Origin of the sequence: Devosia sp. (assembly GCF_017744655.1) — a bacterium.
In the GTDB taxonomy this organism is placed as follows: domain Bacteria; phylum Pseudomonadota; class Alphaproteobacteria; order Rhizobiales; family Devosiaceae; genus Devosia.
On the sequence record NZ_JAGIAW010000001.1, the window covers coordinates 365849 to 382619 of the forward strand.

A 16771-nucleotide genomic window follows, 5' to 3' on the forward strand; every position below is an offset into this window, starting at 1 on the left:
CCTATGTCGTTCTGGAAGAAGCTCTTTGGTGGTGGCGGTGCCGAGGATAGCGCGCCGGCTGGCGACAAGTCGCTCGGCGAAGAGAGCTACAAGGGCTTTCTGATCAAGGCCATCGAGATGCGCGCGGGCAGCGAATATCAGCTTGCCGGCACCATCGAGAAGGATGTGGGCGGGGAACTCAAAAGCTACAAGTTCATCCGCGCAGATCGGATGGGTTCGAAGGACGATCTCGTCGCGCTGGCGTTCAGCAAGGGCCGCCAGATCATCGACGAGCAGGGCGAAGGCATCTACCGCTAACGCCAAACTGGAATTTTGTGTCGACCGCGGGCCTTAGGGCTCGCGGTCCTGTTTTTGAAGGATTGCCATCATGGCCAAGAAGCCGACAGCCCGTAGTGAATTCGTGATGTTCGATATCGTCTATGAAGACGGCTCGCAGCGCTCCAACCGCAAGGTTGATGCGAACCTGCTCGGCGGTCTCGATGGCGATGAGCCAGCCCGCGCGGCCATCGAAGAGCAGGACCGCGCCATCTCCGAGAAGTCGGGTGTGCCGCCGCTGGCGATCAAGAGCATCAAGCGCTCGGGCAAGTAATCGATGAATTCGGAAACGCTGCAGCTAGGTAAGGATGTCGGGGTGCCGCAGCGTCCCGAGGACGCCGTGCTCGACCCGGTGCCAAATCCGCATCCGGACGTGAATTATGTCGCGCGCTATGTCGCGCCCGAGTTCACTTCGCTTTGCCCGGTCACCGGTCAGCCCGACTTCGCGCATCTGGTGATCGACTATGTGCCGGATCAGTTTCTGGTCGAATCCAAGTCGCTAAAGCTCTATCTGACCTCGTTCCGCAATCATGGCGCGTTCCACGAGGGCTGCACGATCGATATCGCCAAGCGCATCGTTGAGACGATCAAGCCTCGCTGGCTGCGGATTGGCGGCTATTGGTATCCGCGAGGGGGCATTCCGATCGATGTGTTCTGGCAGACCGGCGCTCTTCCTGATGGCACCTGGGTGCCGGATCAGGGCGTGCCGCCCTATCGCGGTCGCGGTTAGAGAAAAGGCCCATCCGAGGATGGGCCTTTTGTTTGTTTTACTTACCGAGCGCCTTGTCGATGGCGGGCTTTACGACCGTGCCGTAGAGCTCGATGGCTTTCATGATCTTGCCGTGGGGCAGGGTTCCGACGCTGAGCTGCAGGCCGAAGCGGTCGTGCTTGAACCATTCGTGCTGCAAGAGGATCTTGTCGATCACTTCCTGCGGCGAGCCCATGTAATAGGCGCCTTCCGGGGTGGTGCTGGCGTCGAACTGCGCGCGGGTGCCTGGCGGCCAGCCGCGTTCGGCACCAATGCGGCTCATGGTGGCGTTATGGGCCGGGAAGGCGACGTCGCGGGCGTCCTGGCTGTCCTCGGCGATGAAGCCGTGGCCGGAGATGCCGACTTTCAGGAGAGAAGCATCGTGGCCGACTTTTTCGCCGGTCTGGCGGTAAAGGTCGACCAGCGGCATGAACTGGCGCGGACGACCGCCGATGATGGCGATCATCAGGGGCAGGCCATAGTAGGCGGCGCGGGCGACGGAATTGGGCGTGCCGCCGACAGCGATCCAGAGTGGCAGAGGCTTTTGGACCGGTTCGGGATAAACGGCAATGCCGGGGATGGCATTGGTGTGCTTGCTGCCGGCCCAGTTGACCTTGCCGCCCTTGCGCAGCTCGAGGAGCATTTCAAGCTTTTCTTCGAAGAGATCGTCGTAGTCGTCGAGATCGAGGCCGAAGAGCGGGAAGCTTTCGACGAAAGAGCCGCGGCCGGCCATGATTTCGGCGCGGCCATTACTGATGAGGTCGAGGGTCGAAAACTGCTGGTAGACGCGGACCGGATCTTCGGAGGAGAGGACGGTCACGGCGGTCGAGAGCCGGATCGACTTGGTGCGGGCGGCAGCGGCGGCGAGGATCGTCACCGGCGACGAGGCGACATAGTCGGGGCGGTGGTGTTCGCCGAGGCCATAAAAGGCGAGGCCAAGCTGGTCTGCCAGTTCGATCTCTTCGATCAGGTCGCGCAGGCGTTCGGCCGCCGATTGCAGGTGACCGCCGTTGAGCGGGTCGGGGGTGTTTTCAGCGAAGGAATAAAGTCCGAGTTCCATGGCGTTCTCCTTGCGCGAAGAGATGGCGGCCGAAGCGCCCCATCGCAAGAACGCACATGGGTGATACCGCGCGGCGGCGCGCGCGGTATCGTATCAGCCATCAGACATTGTTGCCCGACGGCGTATAGGCCCAAGGCTGCGGCGGCGTCGGAGCAGGCTGGGGAGCCTTTTCGCCGGCGGCCTTGTGGATTTCGGTGACAAGGGCCGGATCGAGGCGGAGCTTGGCGGCCAGCGCTTCGAGATAGGCCTGTTCGGCTGGGGTGTCGGCCGTGATGGCGACGAGGGAGGCCGCGTAAATTTCGGCGGCGTGCTCGGGCGTATCGGCGCGGGAGACCACGGCATTGATATCGAGCGGCGTCGACAGTTCGTCAAAGACCCAGGCCTTTTCCTCGGCGGAAAGCGGCATGGTCTTGAGGCGCTCGAAGATGGCGTCCTTTTCTTCGGCGTCGATGCGGCCATCGGCCTTGGCGGCGGCGATCATGGCGCGGACGAGGGATTTGCCGAGGTCTTCGGCCGCAGCTTCATTGCCGGGGGCGGGAATGAAGGCATCTTCACGCGTGGCAGGCGACTGGGAAGCCTGTGCGGTTCCGGCCTGCTTGTCCTGATAGGACTGCCAGGCCTTGTATGCGAGGCCGCCGACGGCAGCGACGGCGCCGAGCTTGGCGGCATTGCCCAATAGCTTGGTCGGCTTGCCGCCCGAAAGCAGCAGACCGGCGGCGAGGCCAGCAGCACCGGTCATTGCCGTCCGCTGCGTATTCGGATCGGTCTGAATGGCCTTGATGATCTGGTCGATATTGAACATGGACGCTCCCTTTCTGGATTCCTGTTGAGATGGGAATTCGGCCCGCCTTCCGCAAGCCGTCGAAAGGGCTGGGACGTGCGGCAAAAAGGCAAAAAAGAAGCCCCGGTTACTGGAACCGGGGCCCGGGAAGCCTCGAAGGGAGGGGTCGAGGCTCTAGGGATTGGAAATATTAGGCGCCGGGAGTGGCGGCCGGTTCAGCGGCGGGAGCCGGGGTGGCTTCCGGAGTAGCTGCCGGGGTTTCAGCCGGGGCCGGAGCGGCTTCCGGGGTGGCAGCAGGAGCTGCGTCAGTTGCCGGAGCCGGGGCTTCGGTCATGGGAGCCACTTCAGGGGTGGCGGCCGGAGCTTCGGTCATCGGGGCCGGAGCGGTTGCCGGGGATTCCACGGCCGGGGCGCCATTGACGTCAACCGTGGTGGACGGACCCGAATTGGCCGAGAACACCAGATAGCCGATAGCCAGCAGAGCGAGGGCGACGATGATGCCCACGAACCAGCCGGTTCCGTTGCTTTCACGGGTATAAACCGTGCGGTTGCCGTCGTTGGTATAGATAGTATCACGTTCTGGGGTAGCCATTGTGTGCTCCTTAGCAAGTGAATTCTGGCTAAAGAACGCACCCTCTCCGAAGTCGGTTCCCTATTTCGTGATCACAAGACCAAACTCAATTGTGGCGTGAAAAAGATCCATTTATATCAATTGGATATACTGGCTTTTCAGAGGTCTGGACCTTTGCCTTTGTCGCCCTTTTTCGAAATTTTGTCGATCAATGCGAGGAAAAGCGCCGACAAAATGAAGGTCACATGTAGCACCGTGTACCAGAAAATCTGCTCGTTGGTGTACTGCGGCACGTTCAGGAATATCTGCAGCAGGTGGATCGAGGAGATGGCGACGATCGTGGAAGCCACCTTGATCTTGAGCGAGCCGGCATCGATCTGGCCGAGCCAATGGACATCGCCCTCATTGTCGAAGCGCGAGACGAAGTTTTCGTAGCCCGAGATGATGACCATGACGACGAGGCTGGCAATCAGCGCGGCGTCGATGAGGCCCAGGATTTTGAGGATGGTTTCGGTTTCGTCCATGCCGACGAGATGGCTGGCGAAGTCCCAGAGCTTGTAGCCGAAAGAGACGGCATAGAGAGCCAGCGCCAGCCCGAGGCCAATGTAGAAGACGACCAGCAGCCAGCGTGAGGCGAGGATGATGCTTTCGACGAAGACTTCGAGACGTTTCATGGCGGACTCCAGCGGCACCGCGCACGGATAGCAAGTCTATATGCGCTGGCAAGAGGCGCGCTGACGCAGGCAAAGAAAAAGGGCCGGACTTTCGTCCGGCCCTTCGCTGTTTTCGGGGGATTAGCCGTTGTTAGCCACGGTGATCAGCGGCGTGATGCGGCGGATGGTGACGCGGCGGTTTTCGCGTTCGGCGGCTTCCGTGCGGATCTTCAGGTAGCGTTCGCCATAGCCCTGGGTCGCCAGGTTTTCCGGCGGAACGCCGTAGAAGTCGGTGAGGATACGGGCAACGGTGGCGGCACGCAGGTCCGAGAGGCGCAGGTTGGAGATATCCGAGCCCACGGCGTCGGTGTGGCCTTCGATGAGGAAGGTTTCCGCCGGGTTGGTCCGGAGCAGTTGCAACATGGCATTGGCGACGCCGGAGAGGGCGCTCACCTGGTCGCGATTGATGGTCGCGGCGCCGGTGTCGAAGGTCAGGTTGCCGACTTCGAGGCGACGGACCGAGTCACGGACGCGAGCCGAACGCTTCACTTCGTCGATGGAATAGACGCGAGCGACCTGTTCGACCGGTGGCTGGGCGAAGAAGTTGCCAACTTCGTTTTCATCGGCATAGGAGGCGTCGAGGACGTAGTCGCGCACCGGGATATTGAGACGGAGCGGGGGAAGGTCCTGGCCCGGGTCACGCCAGACGAGCAGATCGTTGTCGTAACGATCGTCGAAGTAGGCGAGGACGATTTCCCGGCCATCCGGGGTGATGCGCGAACGGCGCAGGATATCGCCGTTGCGATTGCGCACGGTGATGACCTGGCTGCCGTCGGGACGTTCGACAACTTCGCGCACGCGACCGCCGGGGAGGTTTTCGTAGTAAACCTCGTCCTGCTGCGGATTGTAGAAGCGATCGGTATCCTGGCCGATGGAGTTGACCACGAGCTGGGTGCCGACCTGCAGGATCACCTGAGTGATGATGTCACCCGTGCTCGCAGGCTGAACCGGCACCTGCTCGACAACGGTGACGTTGTTCTGCTGGCCGATATTGTTCTGCGTATTGTTGGTCGTGTTGTTCGTCACGTTATTGGTGACGTTGGTGATGTTCGTGATGTTGTTGATGTAGTTGTTGACGACAGTCTGGTTGACGGTCGTGTTCTCGGTTGCCGTAACGGCGGTGCCGGCCTCGGCAGCGACCGGGGTGATCGGCGCGGCGGCGAAGGCACGCATTTCCTCGGACTGGGCTGCTGCGTCGGATTCCGGCGGCGGCGCGAGCGGGGCTTCGGCGACCGGCGGGGCGACTGGAGCCTGGCCATCGACAGCGGGCGCTTCGAGCTGAATGTCCTTGGCGCTGTCCAGCACCGGAGCAATCTGCTCTTGGGTAATGCCGGCCGGCAGGTCTTCAACGATTTCGGCCGGCTGGCCGTCGACGGTCACCGGGGTTTCGGCAGGCGCTGCGTTCGGATCCACAGCTGCGGGCTGTTCGACCGGCGTTTCGGTCGCTGGCTGCTCTGCGGGGACTGCAGGCTGTTCCACCGGCGCCGGTTCGATGGCCGGGATCGGCGCAAGCGTCAGGCCCAGCGGGGCAAGGCAGCTCTCGACGTCGGGCATGCCGGCATTGGAGCAAATGCTGTTGATTTCGGCCAGAGCCGCATCGATGCGGGCCTGGGCGGAAGCGTCGCCTGCGGCGAGTTCCGTAACGGCGGCATTGTAGGCATCAACCTGGGCGACGAGCGCCGAAGCAAGATCGGTCGGGGCCGGCTGCTGCTCTGCTGCGGGCGCGGCTTGCGGGGCGGGGGCCGATTCAGGTGCGGGGGTAGGCGCAGCTTCCTGAGCGGGCTGTTCCTCGACTGCCGGCGCGGGTTCTGCCTCGGGGGCGACCTGCATTTCGACAGGAGCCTCGGGCTGGGGCTCGGGAGCGGCCTCAACTGGCGCTGGCGCCTCGACAGGAGCCGGCTCGGGGGCGGATTCAACAGCGGCAGGTGCCTCAGCGGGAGCTGCTTCCACGGGGGCAGGTTCTTCGACCGGGGCCGGCTCTGGTGCGGGCTCAGGAGCTGCCTCGGGCGCTGGCTCGGCGGCCGGCGCGGGTTCCTCGGCCGGGGGAGCTACCTCTGCGGGCGCAGGCGCTTCTACAGCCGGCGCTTCGCCAGCGGGTTGAGCTGCGATACACTCTTCAAGCGTCTCGAAGCCCAGGTCGATACAGGCTTGTGGCAGTTCGGGGGCCGCGTCCTGAGCAAAGGCACTGCCTGGCGCCATGCTGAGAAGGGTGAGGCTTGTGCCGGCGAAGAGCCAGTTTCTGAGGCGCATTGTTCTTCTTCCTTTATGTCGAGTGACATTTGAGACAAGCATCGCGGCGCCATCCTGAACACAGTCTGAATGGTTGGACGAGCCCTTTACGTGATGCTGTGCCCCCGCAAAGCCCGCAACGCCTGGATTTGGCGTTGGTTCCCCCGGGCTGACGGCATGAGGTTGAGCGAGCGAACATGGCACCAGTGGGGCAAAGTGGACGGTTTGGGTTGGTCATGCGCTGGTTCCACAGGCGAGGGCATGCTAGGCCCAAACCATGCAGCAGGCCGTCCACAGCATCAGCATTTCCACAAGAGGGCAGGGACTTTACGAGTTCACCGATGTACTGGACCGGTTCGTCGCAGAATCAGGGATTGCCACAGGACTGGTGACGGTCTTCGTGCGCCACACATCATGCTCGCTGCTGATCCAGGAAAATGCCGATCCGGATGTGCAGACCGACCTTCTCGGCTTTTTCCGGCGTCTGGCACCGGAGGGCATGGACTGGCTGGTGCACACCACCGAAGGCCCGGATGACATGCCGGCGCATATCAGGTCGGCCCTGACCCAAACCTCTATTTCCATACCTGTCGTGGATGAGCAAACGGTGTTGGGGACCTGGCAGGGCATCTATCTTTTCGAGCACCGCCGCCGTCCGCATCAGCGGAGCGTGGTGCTGCATATCATCGGGGAATGAACATGGATTGGGCTGTCATCATCGGCTATTGGCCGTTTGTGCTCGGCATGCTGGCCACGGGAGTCGTTTCAGGCGTGGCGGCGGGATTGCTGGGTATTGGCGGCGGGGCCGTCATTGTGCCGGCGCTGAGCACTGCGCTGCTTTGGATGGGCTTTGATTCCGACGTGGTGCAGCATGTGGCCGTGGGGACGTCGCTCGCCATCATCATTCCCACCGGGATCATGAGCGCGCGGGCGCACCATAAGCGTGGGGCGCTTGATATCGAGGTGTTCAAGCTCTGGGCACCGTTCATCGTGGCGGGCACTTTCATAGGCGGGCTGATGGCTGGCTGGTATTCGGGCGACGTGCTGCGCATCGTTTTCGCCGTCATGGCCTTTGTCATTGCGGCCAATATCGTCTTCTCGTTCCAGACCAAGCTCATGGGGCACCTGCACGGCTCGAAGCCCACGCATCGGGCTGCGGCGTTCGTGGTTGGCTATCTCTCGTCGTTGATGGGGATCGGTGGCGGGTCGCTGACCGTGCCGACGCTGGTGGCCTTCGGCCATACCATGCACAAGGCAGTGGGGACATCAGCGGCCATCGGCGTGGCGATTGCCCTCTCGGGTACGCTGGGCTTTCTTATCTCGGGCTGGGGCGTAAGCGACCTGCCGCCGCTGAGCGTGGGCTATATCAATATTGTCGCGCTGGTGCTGGTTGGCGCAATGGCAGCGGTCTGCGCGCCGCTGGGTGCAGCGCTGGCGCATAAGCTGGACCAGAAGACGCTCAAATACGTCTTCGCCGCCTTCCTCGTGGCCGTGGGCCTCAACATGCTCTGGAAAGTGCTGGCGGGCTAAGCCGCCGGAAAGGGCAGGTGGGGGCGGGTGACTACGGTGGTCCGCCCCCACCGTCCAAGCCCCCCTCAACAGGGGGAACCCGGAAATCTGGATGCCACCTACCTCGGAAAGGCCTGAACCGATGGCTCCGGTTCAGGTGGCAGGTGTGCCATGAAGGTGGCCGGTTCAAGGCCACCGGCGTGAATTAGTTTGCTTTAGTGTCCAGTTCCCACTGAACATTGACGCCGATCTCGAAGGTCATCTCGCCCGCTTCCACCGGAACGGCCGAGGCAGCTACATCAGCGCGGGCATACATCGGCATGGGGATCGGACTGTTGATGTTCTGGCTTTCCGAGATGGCTTCGAGCTCGCCCAGCGTCGCATTGGCGGCGGTGGCGTAGAGTTCGGCCTTGCTGCGGGCATCGGCAAAGGCGGCCTTGCGGGCTTCATTGTAAAGCTCGGTCGGATCGGTCACCGAGAAGCTGACACCATTGATGGTGTTGGCGCCGACATTCACCGACTTGTCGAGGATGCCGCCGAGTTCTTCGAGATCGCGGACGGCAACGGTGACGGTATTGGACACCTGGTAACCGTTGATCTTGGGCGGCAGAGAATAGCCGTTTTCGTCGCGGGCATCGGAATAGACATAGTTGGGATTGACCGAGAAGCCCGAGGTCTGGATGTCGCGCGCTTCGATGCCGGCTTCCTTGAGGGCGGCGATGAGCTCGGCCATCGCGGCGGTGTTGGCATCGAGTGCTTCGCGGGCAGTGGCGCCCTGGGTGGTTACACCCGAATTGATCAGCGCCATATCCGGCGCAGCCCGGACTTCGCCGCGGCCTTCAATGGTGATCGTACCGGCAAAAGCGGGGACGGCGGCAGCAAGAAGGGCGAGGGGGGCGAGGGCAATCGCGAGACGCATGGCAAACTCCGTATGTGTGTTTGGTGAGGCAATTCATTCCTCAGCCAATGCGTCAGTATTGGGGCGCACATGAACGCCAGTTGAACGAGCCGTTTATGTTTCTGTGGATGTTGGGAAATCGTCGGAATTGGCTGGGATTCTCGGAAGACAAAAAGATTGGGCGCCAAGGGCTCTTGGCATTGGCAATAAGTATGACTATTTAGATGGCGGGCTTGCGCCGTGCGGTTCCGCTGGGGTAGTCACAGCTAACATTTTAGTTGGGGGAGCCAGCATGAGCGCGAACGTCATTCCCGAGGGCATTCTAATTGGCCGCGCCCGCGTGCCGGGCCATTCCGAGCCGCGCATCGTGACGGTGCGCGACGGAAAGCTCGTCGACATCACGGCCAAGGGTTTTGCGACCGTGCGCGACATCGCCGAAAGCGGCAAGGCCGCGGCGCATGTGAAGGCTGCCGCAGGCGTGGTGCTTGGCGATGCGGCAGCGGTGGTTGCCAATTCCGTCGCTGGTCAGACCAGTGAAAATTTGCCCGTTCTCCTGTCTCCCATCGATCTGCAGGCCATCAAGGCCTCCGGCGTGACCTTTGTGGTTTCGCTGCTCGAGAGAGTAATCGAAGAACAAGCCCGCGGGGATAAGTCTCGTGCGGATGCGCTCAGGAATGAAATTCTGGAGCTGATCGGCACCGATCTTTCCCAGCTCGTGCCGGGTTCCGAGCCGGCGATGAAGGTCAAGGCGGCGCTGATCGAAAAGGGCGTCTGGAGTCAGTATCTCGAAGTCGGGATCGGGCCGGACGCGGAAATCTTCACCAAGAGCCAGGTGATGAGCTCGGTGGGCTATGGCGCGGAAGTCGGGCTGCATCCGATTTCGAGCTGGAACAATCCCGAGCCGGAAGTGGCGCTGCTGGTGACCAGCAAGGGCGAAATTATCGGCGCGACGCTGGGCAATGACGTCAATCTGCGCGACGTGGAAGGCCGCTCTGCGCTTCTCTTGGGCAAGGCCAAGGACAACAATGCCTCGGCTTCGCTGGGGCCGTTTGTCCGCCTGTTTGACGGCGACTTCACGCTCAACACGATCAAGAATTCCGAGATTGCGCTGCGCGTTGAAGGGACTGATGGCTTCGTTCTCGAAGGCGCTTCCAACATGGCGCAGATTTCGCGCACGCCGGAATCGCTGGTTGCCGCGACCATTGGCGGGCATCACCAATATCCCGATGGGCTCGTGCTCTATCTCGGCACCATGTTCGCGCCGGTGAAGGATCGCGACGGCGCCGGCAAGGGTTTTACCCACAAGCTCGGCGACACTGTCTCCATTTCGACGCCGTCGCTCGGTACGCTGACCAATACCGTCAATCTCTCGACCAAATGTCCGCCCTGGACCTATGGCTCGAGCCACCTGCTGCGGGATCTTGCCCGCGCCGACCTCCTTTAGCCCTGCTGACCTCCTCCCCACGGGCGATGCACGACATTTCTGAAAGGCTTTCCACATGAGCGAATTGCACAAGAACCTGATCAACGGCGAATGGGTCGGCGCCGACGGCGTTGAGAACATCAACCCGTCCAACCTCAACGAAGTGGTCGGCGTCTATGCCCGCGCCACGGTTGAAGAAACCAAGCAGGCTATTGCCGCCGCCAAGGCCGCGTTCCCGGCCTGGTCGCGTTCGGGCATCCTTGAGCGCCACGCCATCCTGCGAAAGACCGCCGATGAAATCCTCGCCCGCAAGCAGGAACTGGGCGAGCTGCTGAGCCGCGAAGAGGGCAAGACGCTGCCGGAAGGCATCGGCGAAGTGACCCGCGCAGGCCAGATCTTTGATTTCTTTGCCGGTGAAGTGCTGCGCCTTTCGGGCGAAGTGCTGCCGTCGGTTCGTCCGGGCGTTGGCGTTGAAATCACCCGCGAGCCGCTGGGTGTTATCGGCATCATCACGCCGTGGAATTTCCCGATCGCCATTCCGTCCTGGAAGATTGCTCCGGCGCTGGCCTATGGCAATACCGTGGTGATCAAGCCGGCCGATCTCGTGCCGGGTTCGACCTGGGCGATCGTTGATATTCTGGTGCGCGCGGGCCTGCCCAAGGGCGTTCTTAATCTTGTCATGGGCAAGGGTTCGGTTGTTGGCCAGACCATGCTCGACAGCAAGGATGTCAATGCCATCTCGTTCACCGGTTCCGTAGGTACGGGCAAGCGTGTTGCGGCCGCTTCGATCGAGCACAACCGCAAGTTTCAGCTCGAAATGGGCGGCAAGAACCCGACCATCGTGCTCGATGATGCCGATCTCAAGGTTGCCGTTGAAACCGTTGCGCAGTCGGCGTTCTTCTCGACCGGCCAGCGCTGCACCGCCGCCTCGCGCGTGATCGTCACGGAAGGCATTCATGATGCATTCGTGGAGGCCCTGGCCGAGCGCACCCGCAATCTGCGCGTTGGCGATGCTCTTGATAAGAATACGGAAATCGGACCGGTGGTCGATCCTAGCCAGCTCAAGCAGGATACGGATTACATTGAGATCGGCAAGGGCGAAGGCGCCAAGCTGGTGGCCGGTGGCGAGCGCGTGAAGGGGGCGACGGAAGGCTACTTCCTGCAGCCGACGCTGTTCACCGAAGCGACCAATTCCATGCGTATCGCCCGCGAAGAAATCTTTGGGCCGGTCGCAGCGGTGATCAAGGTGAAGGATTATGAAGAGGCACTAGCCACTTCCAACGACACGGAATTCGGCCTGTCCGCGGGGATCGTGACGACCTCGCTGAAGTATGCGACGCACTTCAAGCGCAATTCGGAAGCTGGCATGGTGATGGTCAATGTGCCGACCGCCGGCGTTGATTTCCACGTGCCGTTTGGTGGCCGCAAGGGCTCTTCCTATGGCCCGCGCGAGCAGGGTCGTTATGCCTCGGAGTTCTTCACCATCGTGAAGACGGCTTACACCGCTGCCGGCTAAGCCGAGGCGAATATCGATTTAGCAACGGGGCCCACTGGGCCCCGTTTTCGTTAGCAGACTGCTAGCGTTGACGCTGTGTGAGCCACATCCCGGCGAGGATCAGGACAACGCCAAGGGCGGCGGCCCAGATGGTCACGGGGGCGCCGCGCAAAAGATCAAAAATCACGCCAAAAACCATCTGGCCGGCGATGACCAGCAGCGTCGAATTGACAGCGCCGATGCGGGTGATGAGCCACGAGCCGGCGGCGACGAAAACGACGCCAATGGCGCCGCCGGTGTAAATCCACCAAGGCATTTCGGTGATATTGGCAGGGATGAGGCCGCCGATGACGAGGCCGACGACGGTGAGGAAGGCGAAGCCGACGAAGTGGTTCCAGAAGGACGAGATGAGCGGCGTCGTCGACATCGAGAGCCGGCCATTGACCTGGCGGCTGAGGATGACGAGGAGGCCGGCGGCGAAGGCGGCAAGAATGGGGATGATCATGCGGCGCCGAGCCCGAAGAGGATGATGAGGAGACTGCCGGCGGCGATGAGGATGACGGCGCCGGCATCGCGCAGGTCAAGCTTGCGCTTGGGCAGGCCGAGAAGGCCCCAGAAATCGGCGGCGAGGCTGAGGACGACCTGGCCGGCGAGGCCAAGGGCGAGGGTGCCGGCGAGGGCAAGGGGGGAGTTCACCGAAGTCGAGGTGAGCATGACCGTAACCGCGCCGAGGAGGCCGCCGGTATAGGCCCAGAGCGGCGCCTTGCCGATCTTGGCGGTCGCTTCAGCGGAGGCGGCGCGCTGGCCGCGCCACACGGCGGCGAGGAAGATGATGGCGACCACGGTGCCGGTGCCATGGGCGAGCCAGGAGGAGAACATGGCGCCGCCGAAGCGGCCGGCTTCGCCATTGACGAAAATCGCAAGGGTGAGAATGCCGCCGCTGGCAAAGGCCGCGAGCAGGTGCAGCGGGTTGGTCCGCTGGGTTGGGGGTGAGGTCATGGTTCGATTCTAGCAGGAGAGGGTGGTGCCACTCTATTCGGTGTTGGATGGGCGGCAAGTGGGGGTGTTTGAGCGCGGGGCTCCACCCCCTCCCATCCTCCCCCATCAAGGGGGAGGTGTTGCATCGAGTTGCGCCTTGGCGATGTGCCGCCGACGTCCTTGTTCGACAGGCACAGGGTGAAATCTATTCATGGCGGGGCGGTCTTGTGCCCTTGCCACCTGACGTTGACTCGCCCATGACAGGGGCAGGAGTTGAATCATCATGGCCGAGCGCACATCCATCACGGCGCCATTCCGTCACGAGACTTTTCGGACACTGTGGCTGGCGACCTTGTTCTCCAATCTCGGGGGATTGGTACAGGCGGTTGGCGCGGGCTGGATGATGACGACGCTGACCACGTCGCACAATATGGTGGCGCTGGTGCAGGCCTCTAACACCCTGCCTATCATGGTATTTTCGATTGCCGCTGGCGCACTGGCGGACAATTTCGACCGGCGCAGCGTGATGCTGGTCGCGCAGAGTGGCATGGCCGTGGTGTCGCTGTTGCTCGCCGTGACGGCCTGGTTTGGGTTGCTCAATCCCTGGCTGTTGCTGATGTTTACCTTTCTCATCGGCTGCGGGACGGCGCTGTTCAATCCGTCCTGGCAGGCGTCGATGGGCGATATCGTGCCGCGCGAGGACCTGCCGGGTGCGGTGACGCTCAATGCCATGGGTTTTAATATGATGCGCAGCGTCGGTCCGGCGGTGGGTGGCATGATCGTCGCCTTTGCCGGGGCGAGCGCGGCTTTTGCGGTCAATGCCGTGTCCTACCTGGCGCTGATCGGGGCGCTGTGGCGCTGGAAACCACAAAGGGTCAAGGCGCGGTTGCCGCGCGAGCACCTGGGAAGCGCCATGTGGGCGGGCGTGCGCTATGTGTCGCTGTCGCCGAACCTGCTTTCGGTGCTGTTTCGCGGCTTTCTCTTCGGTTTTGCCGCCATTGTCATCATGGCGCTGCTGCCTTCGGTGGCGGAGGAATATGTGGGCGGTGGGGCGCTGGTCTATGGCACGCTGCTGGGGTGTTTTGGGCTCGGGGCTATTGCCGGGGCTGTGGTCAATGGACGGGTGCGGCAGCTCTTTTCCAATGAGGTGATCGTCCGCATCGCCTGCCTTGGCTTTGCGCTGAGCTGTCTGGGGCTGGCATTCAGCCGCGATCCGATCCTCAGCCATTTTGTGCTGCTGCCGGCGGGCGCCTGCTGGGTGCTGTCGCTCTCGCTGTTCAATGTGTCGATCCAGCTTTCTGCGCCGCGCTGGGTAGTGGGGCGGGCGCTGTCGCTCTATCAGACGGCGACCTTTGGCGGCATGGCCGGGGGCAGCTGGGTCTGGGGTCTGACGGCTGATGCGGCCGATCCGCAATGGGCGCTGGTGCTGGCGGCGGGCGTGCTGGTGCTTTGTCTCGTGGTGGGGTTGAGACTGCCGCTGCCGCAGTTCAACGAGCGCGATCTCAATCCGCTCGATACGTTCAACGAGCCGCTGCTGAAACTCGATCTAATGCCGCGCAGCGGGCCGATCATGATCATGATCGACTACCAGATCGCGCAGGAGGATATTCCGCGCTTCCTGGCACTGATGAGCGAGCGGCGACGTATCCGCATTCGCGATGGTGCACGGCAATGGGGCCTGCTGCGCGACCTCGAAAAGCCCTATATCTGGGTGGAGAGCTATCATGTTCCGACTTGGGTCGACTATGTCCGGCACAATCTGCGGCGCACCAAGGCGGATGCCGATAATACCGAGCAGTTGCGGGCGCTGCATCGAGGGCCAGGCCTGCCCGAGGTGCATCGGATGATCGAGCGGCAGACGGTGCCGCTCGATGATACGACGCCGCTGCGCGACAGTCCGGAGGTATAGCGTCATGGTTGCGGTTTTCGTCGATGCCGATGCCTGTCCGGTGAAGGACGAGGCGGCGCGGGTGGCCGAGCGGCATGGGCTGGTGATCACCTATGTCGCCAATTTCGGGCTTCGGCCGTCTCGCGATCCCATGGTGCGCAATGTGATGGTGCCGCAGGGTGCGGATGCAGCCGATGACTGGATCGTCGATAATTCGGCGCCGGGGGATGTGGTGGTGACGGCGGATATCCCGCTGGCGAGCCGTATTCTTGCCAAGGGCGGGGCGGCGATTGGGCCGACGGGAAAGCTCTTTACGACCGATTCAATCGGCATGGCGCTGGCCATGCGGGACCTGAACCAGCATCTTCGCGAGACCGGCGAGAGCCGGGGGTTCAATGCGGCGTTTTCGGCAAAGGACCGCTCTAACTTCCTGCAGCAGTTCGATGCATTGGTGCAGCGGGCAAAGCGCGTTTGAGCGGGACCAGACGGGCGCTTGGCGCACGCGCCTTGACTTTGGCGCATTTGACGTAGACTATTGGAGAATACGTTTTCTGCCCCCGTTGGCGAACTGACCCTGCCGGCCTATCCGGTTGCTTGGCTTTCCTTCCGAACTGCAAACGTTAATAGGCTTCTGTAGCATGTTGCTGCAGGGGAACCGCTCGCTTGCACCGCTTCGAGCCAATTCATGAGGACGCCAATGATCAACGGCACCGTGAAATTTTTCAATTCGACCAAGGGCTTCGGCTTTATCTCGCCCGATGGCGGCGGCAAGGATGCCTTCGTCCACATTTCTGCGCTGGAACGTGCTGGTATTTCCAGCCTCGCAGACGGCCAGAAGGTGACCTTCGACCTCGAAAAGGGTCGTGACGGTCGTGAATCCGCAATCAACGTGCAACTCGCCTAAGAGGCGTATCGCGATCTCCTGGAGGTCGCGACGTCTACCAGGCCCTGCTGTGCGGCGTTTTCAAACCGGAAAGCGGTTCGCCTCTTTCTGAAAACGCTAGTGTTTGAGTTTGGTCGGGGCGGTTGCGCCCCGGTTTCCAAAGGAGCGCTCGATGTCTCACCTCTATAAAGTCGGCCAGATGCTCGACCTGCGCTCCGCCCCGCGTCACAGCAACCGGCCAGCAGGCCCTTGCGAAGTGATCTCCTGTCTCCCACATGAGATTGGCCCGGTGCTTTACCGGGTAAAGTCTCGCGGTGAGACCAATGAACGCGTTGTCGAAGAGGGCGATCTTTCGCCTAGCGACGCGTCCAGATCGGCTCGCATAGAAGGCGCCAGCGTCTTCAGCATTGCCGTAAACAAGCGCTAGACGCCAGCCAACGGCTGATATCGATAATTCAGCTGGTTCCGGATTTCGCCGGACTAGGTGTGCTCTTGCTTGAGAGCGCGGCGCATGGCGCCGTTGCCGGCAATGTCACGCGGCTGAGACAATCACCACGCAATATTGCGAAAGTGAATCAGAAGGCAGTGCGAAGAGCGCTGCGCAAAACCGGCTATTCGCCGGCAGAAAGACTAGAATGAATACGCATATACTCAGTAGCCCGAGCGAATTGTTCCTCGGCAGCGACGTGGCAACGGCGCTGGCACAGGGGGCGCGGCGCTTTTCGTCGGCCGCCAAGGCGGTGCGCTTCGCCATGGAACAGGCGGCGCCCGTGAGCCTTCGCGGCGCGATGCTCAAGATCGATGGCCAGACACTCGGCCCGGATCAGATCCGGTCCCTCCATCGACAGATGGAAATCATCGGCCAGGCGCGCGGAACGCGCCAATGAAAACGCCGGCCATGAGGCCGGCGCTTTTTTATTCCGAACTGGCATCCAGTTTCGGAGGCAGGTCTTAGTCCTGCGAACGCGGAGCCGAGCCGCCGGAGCGACCGCCGAAGCTGCCTGCGGGGCGCTTGGGAGCCGCGATCAGACCTTCGCGAATGGCCTGCTTGCGCGCAGCCTTGCGATTGCGGCGAATGGCTTCGGCCTTGCGGCGGACACGTTCTTCCGAGGGCTTCTCGAAATACTTGCGGAGCTTCATCTCGCGGAAGACGCCTTCGCGCTGAAGACGCTTCTTGAGAACGCGGAGGGCTTGGTCGACGTTGTTGTCGCGTACCTGTACCTGCAAAAAATTTCCTAACTTGGTGTGCGCCTTCTCCATCAAAGGCAGGCGGAGTCGAT

At 62.1% G+C, this 16771-nt stretch carries 20 protein-coding genes; 11 read left to right on the forward strand and 9 right to left on the reverse strand.

Translation table 11 applies throughout. The annotated features are described in order from the left end of the window. Window positions 1-3: 3 nt before the first annotated feature. The 3 genes from J7557_RS01805 to queF all read left to right on the forward strand — a co-directional run bounded on the left by J7557_RS01805 (window position 4) and on the right by queF (window position 1045). Window positions 4-297: an HlyU family transcriptional regulator gene (locus J7557_RS01805; RefSeq protein ID WP_291416756.1), complete on the forward strand. Its 294-nt coding sequence runs from the start codon at window positions 4-6 to the stop codon at window positions 295-297. 70 nt (window positions 298-367) lie between these two features. Further along, on the forward strand, window positions 368-589 hold the full coding sequence (locus J7557_RS01810; RefSeq protein ID WP_291416758.1) for a hypothetical protein: 222 nt from the start codon (window positions 368-370) through the stop codon (window positions 587-589). Window positions 590-592: 3 nt separating this feature from the next. Next, window positions 593-1045, forward strand: coding sequence for a preQ(1) synthase (gene queF / locus J7557_RS01815; protein WP_291416760.1), 453 nt, complete (start codon window positions 593-595; stop codon window positions 1043-1045). Between the two features lie 37 nt (window positions 1046-1082). On the opposite strand, the gene J7557_RS01820 is transcribed toward queF, so the two are convergent. From J7557_RS01820 to J7557_RS01840, 5 genes are all read right to left on the reverse strand, one after another. Then, entirely contained in the window at window positions 1083-2123 is a 1041-nt protein-coding gene (locus J7557_RS01820) for an Atu2307/SP_0267 family LLM class monooxygenase (protein ID WP_291416762.1), read from the reverse strand. A gap of 100 nt (window positions 2124-2223) precedes the next feature. Further along, window positions 2224-2925: a tellurite resistance TerB family protein gene (locus tag J7557_RS01825; protein ID WP_291416764.1), complete on the reverse strand. Its 702-nt coding sequence runs from the start codon at window positions 2923-2925 to the stop codon at window positions 2224-2226. A gap of 169 nt (window positions 2926-3094) precedes the next feature. Beyond that, window positions 3095-3496 carry a hypothetical protein gene (locus tag J7557_RS01830; protein ID WP_291416766.1) on the reverse strand — a complete coding sequence of 134 codons (402 nt, stop codon included), beginning with the start codon at window positions 3494-3496 and terminating at the stop codon, window positions 3095-3097. A 137-nt stretch (window positions 3497-3633) separates the two neighbouring features. Beyond that, window positions 3634-4149, reverse strand: a complete 516-nt coding sequence (locus tag J7557_RS01835; RefSeq protein WP_291416768.1) for a TIGR00645 family protein — start codon at window positions 4147-4149, stop codon at window positions 3634-3636. Between the two features lie 120 nt (window positions 4150-4269). Next, on the reverse strand, window positions 4270-6438 hold the full coding sequence (locus J7557_RS01840) for an OmpA family protein (protein WP_291416770.1): 2169 nt from the start codon (window positions 6436-6438) through the stop codon (window positions 4270-4272). A 256-nt stretch (window positions 6439-6694) separates the two neighbouring features. On the opposite strand from J7557_RS01840, the gene J7557_RS01845 reads away from it, so the two are divergent. Further along, window positions 6695-7114 (forward strand): secondary thiamine-phosphate synthase enzyme YjbQ, encoded by a 420-nt coding sequence (locus J7557_RS01845; RefSeq protein ID WP_291416772.1) that lies wholly within the window; start codon window positions 6695-6697, stop codon window positions 7112-7114. A gap of 2 nt (window positions 7115-7116) precedes the next feature. Then, a complete protein-coding gene (locus J7557_RS01850) occupies window positions 7117-7947 on the forward strand; it encodes a sulfite exporter TauE/SafE family protein (RefSeq protein WP_291416774.1) in 831 nt (276 codons plus the stop codon). Between the two features lie 184 nt (window positions 7948-8131). On the opposite strand, the gene J7557_RS01855 is transcribed toward J7557_RS01850, so the two are convergent. Continuing rightward, window positions 8132-8845: an SIMPL domain-containing protein gene (locus J7557_RS01855; protein WP_291416776.1), complete on the reverse strand. Its 714-nt coding sequence runs from the start codon at window positions 8843-8845 to the stop codon at window positions 8132-8134. Window positions 8846-9116: 271 nt separating this feature from the next. On the opposite strand from J7557_RS01855, the gene J7557_RS01860 reads away from it, so the two are divergent. Next, entirely contained in the window at window positions 9117-10268 is a 1152-nt protein-coding gene (locus J7557_RS01860; protein ID WP_291416778.1) for a fumarylacetoacetate hydrolase family protein, read from the forward strand. 55 nt (window positions 10269-10323) lie between these two features. Beyond that, window positions 10324-11763: an aldehyde dehydrogenase family protein gene (locus tag J7557_RS01865; protein WP_291416781.1), complete on the forward strand. Its 1440-nt coding sequence runs from the start codon at window positions 10324-10326 to the stop codon at window positions 11761-11763. A gap of 61 nt (window positions 11764-11824) precedes the next feature. On the opposite strand, the gene J7557_RS01870 is transcribed toward J7557_RS01865, so the two are convergent. Then, the gene (locus J7557_RS01870; protein ID WP_291416783.1) at window positions 11825-12247 is read right to left on the reverse strand and encodes a DMT family transporter; all 423 of its coding nucleotides are present in this window, start codon (window positions 12245-12247) and stop codon (window positions 11825-11827) included. Then, a complete protein-coding gene (locus tag J7557_RS01875; RefSeq protein ID WP_291416785.1) occupies window positions 12244-12741 on the reverse strand; it encodes a DMT family transporter in 498 nt (165 codons plus the stop codon). Before J7557_RS01875 ends, J7557_RS01870 begins: the two co-directional genes overlap by 4 nt. Before the next feature lie 262 nt (window positions 12742-13003). Here J7557_RS01875 and J7557_RS01880 point away from each other — a divergent pair, with 262 nt between their 5' ends. The 4 genes from J7557_RS01880 to J7557_RS01895 all read left to right on the forward strand — a co-directional run bounded on the left by J7557_RS01880 (window position 13004) and on the right by J7557_RS01895 (window position 16378). Then, window positions 13004-14629: an MFS transporter gene (locus J7557_RS01880; RefSeq protein WP_291416787.1), complete on the forward strand. Its 1626-nt coding sequence runs from the start codon at window positions 13004-13006 to the stop codon at window positions 14627-14629. A 4-nt stretch (window positions 14630-14633) separates the two neighbouring features. After that, window positions 14634-15083: a YaiI/YqxD family protein gene (locus tag J7557_RS01885; RefSeq protein WP_291416789.1), complete on the forward strand. Its 450-nt coding sequence runs from the start codon at window positions 14634-14636 to the stop codon at window positions 15081-15083. Between the two features lie 222 nt (window positions 15084-15305). Continuing rightward, window positions 15306-15512 (forward strand): cold-shock protein, encoded by a 207-nt coding sequence (locus J7557_RS01890; RefSeq protein WP_291416791.1) that lies wholly within the window; start codon window positions 15306-15308, stop codon window positions 15510-15512. A 614-nt stretch (window positions 15513-16126) separates the two neighbouring features. Further along, window positions 16127-16378, forward strand: coding sequence for a hypothetical protein (locus tag J7557_RS01895; RefSeq protein ID WP_291416793.1), 252 nt, complete (start codon window positions 16127-16129; stop codon window positions 16376-16378). A gap of 64 nt (window positions 16379-16442) precedes the next feature. Here J7557_RS01895 and rpsU read toward each other — a convergent pair whose 3' ends face one another. Then, a complete protein-coding gene (gene rpsU / locus J7557_RS01900; RefSeq protein ID WP_291416795.1) occupies window positions 16443-16718 on the reverse strand; it encodes a 30S ribosomal protein S21 in 276 nt (91 codons plus the stop codon). Between the last annotated feature and the right edge of the window lie 53 nt (window positions 16719-16771).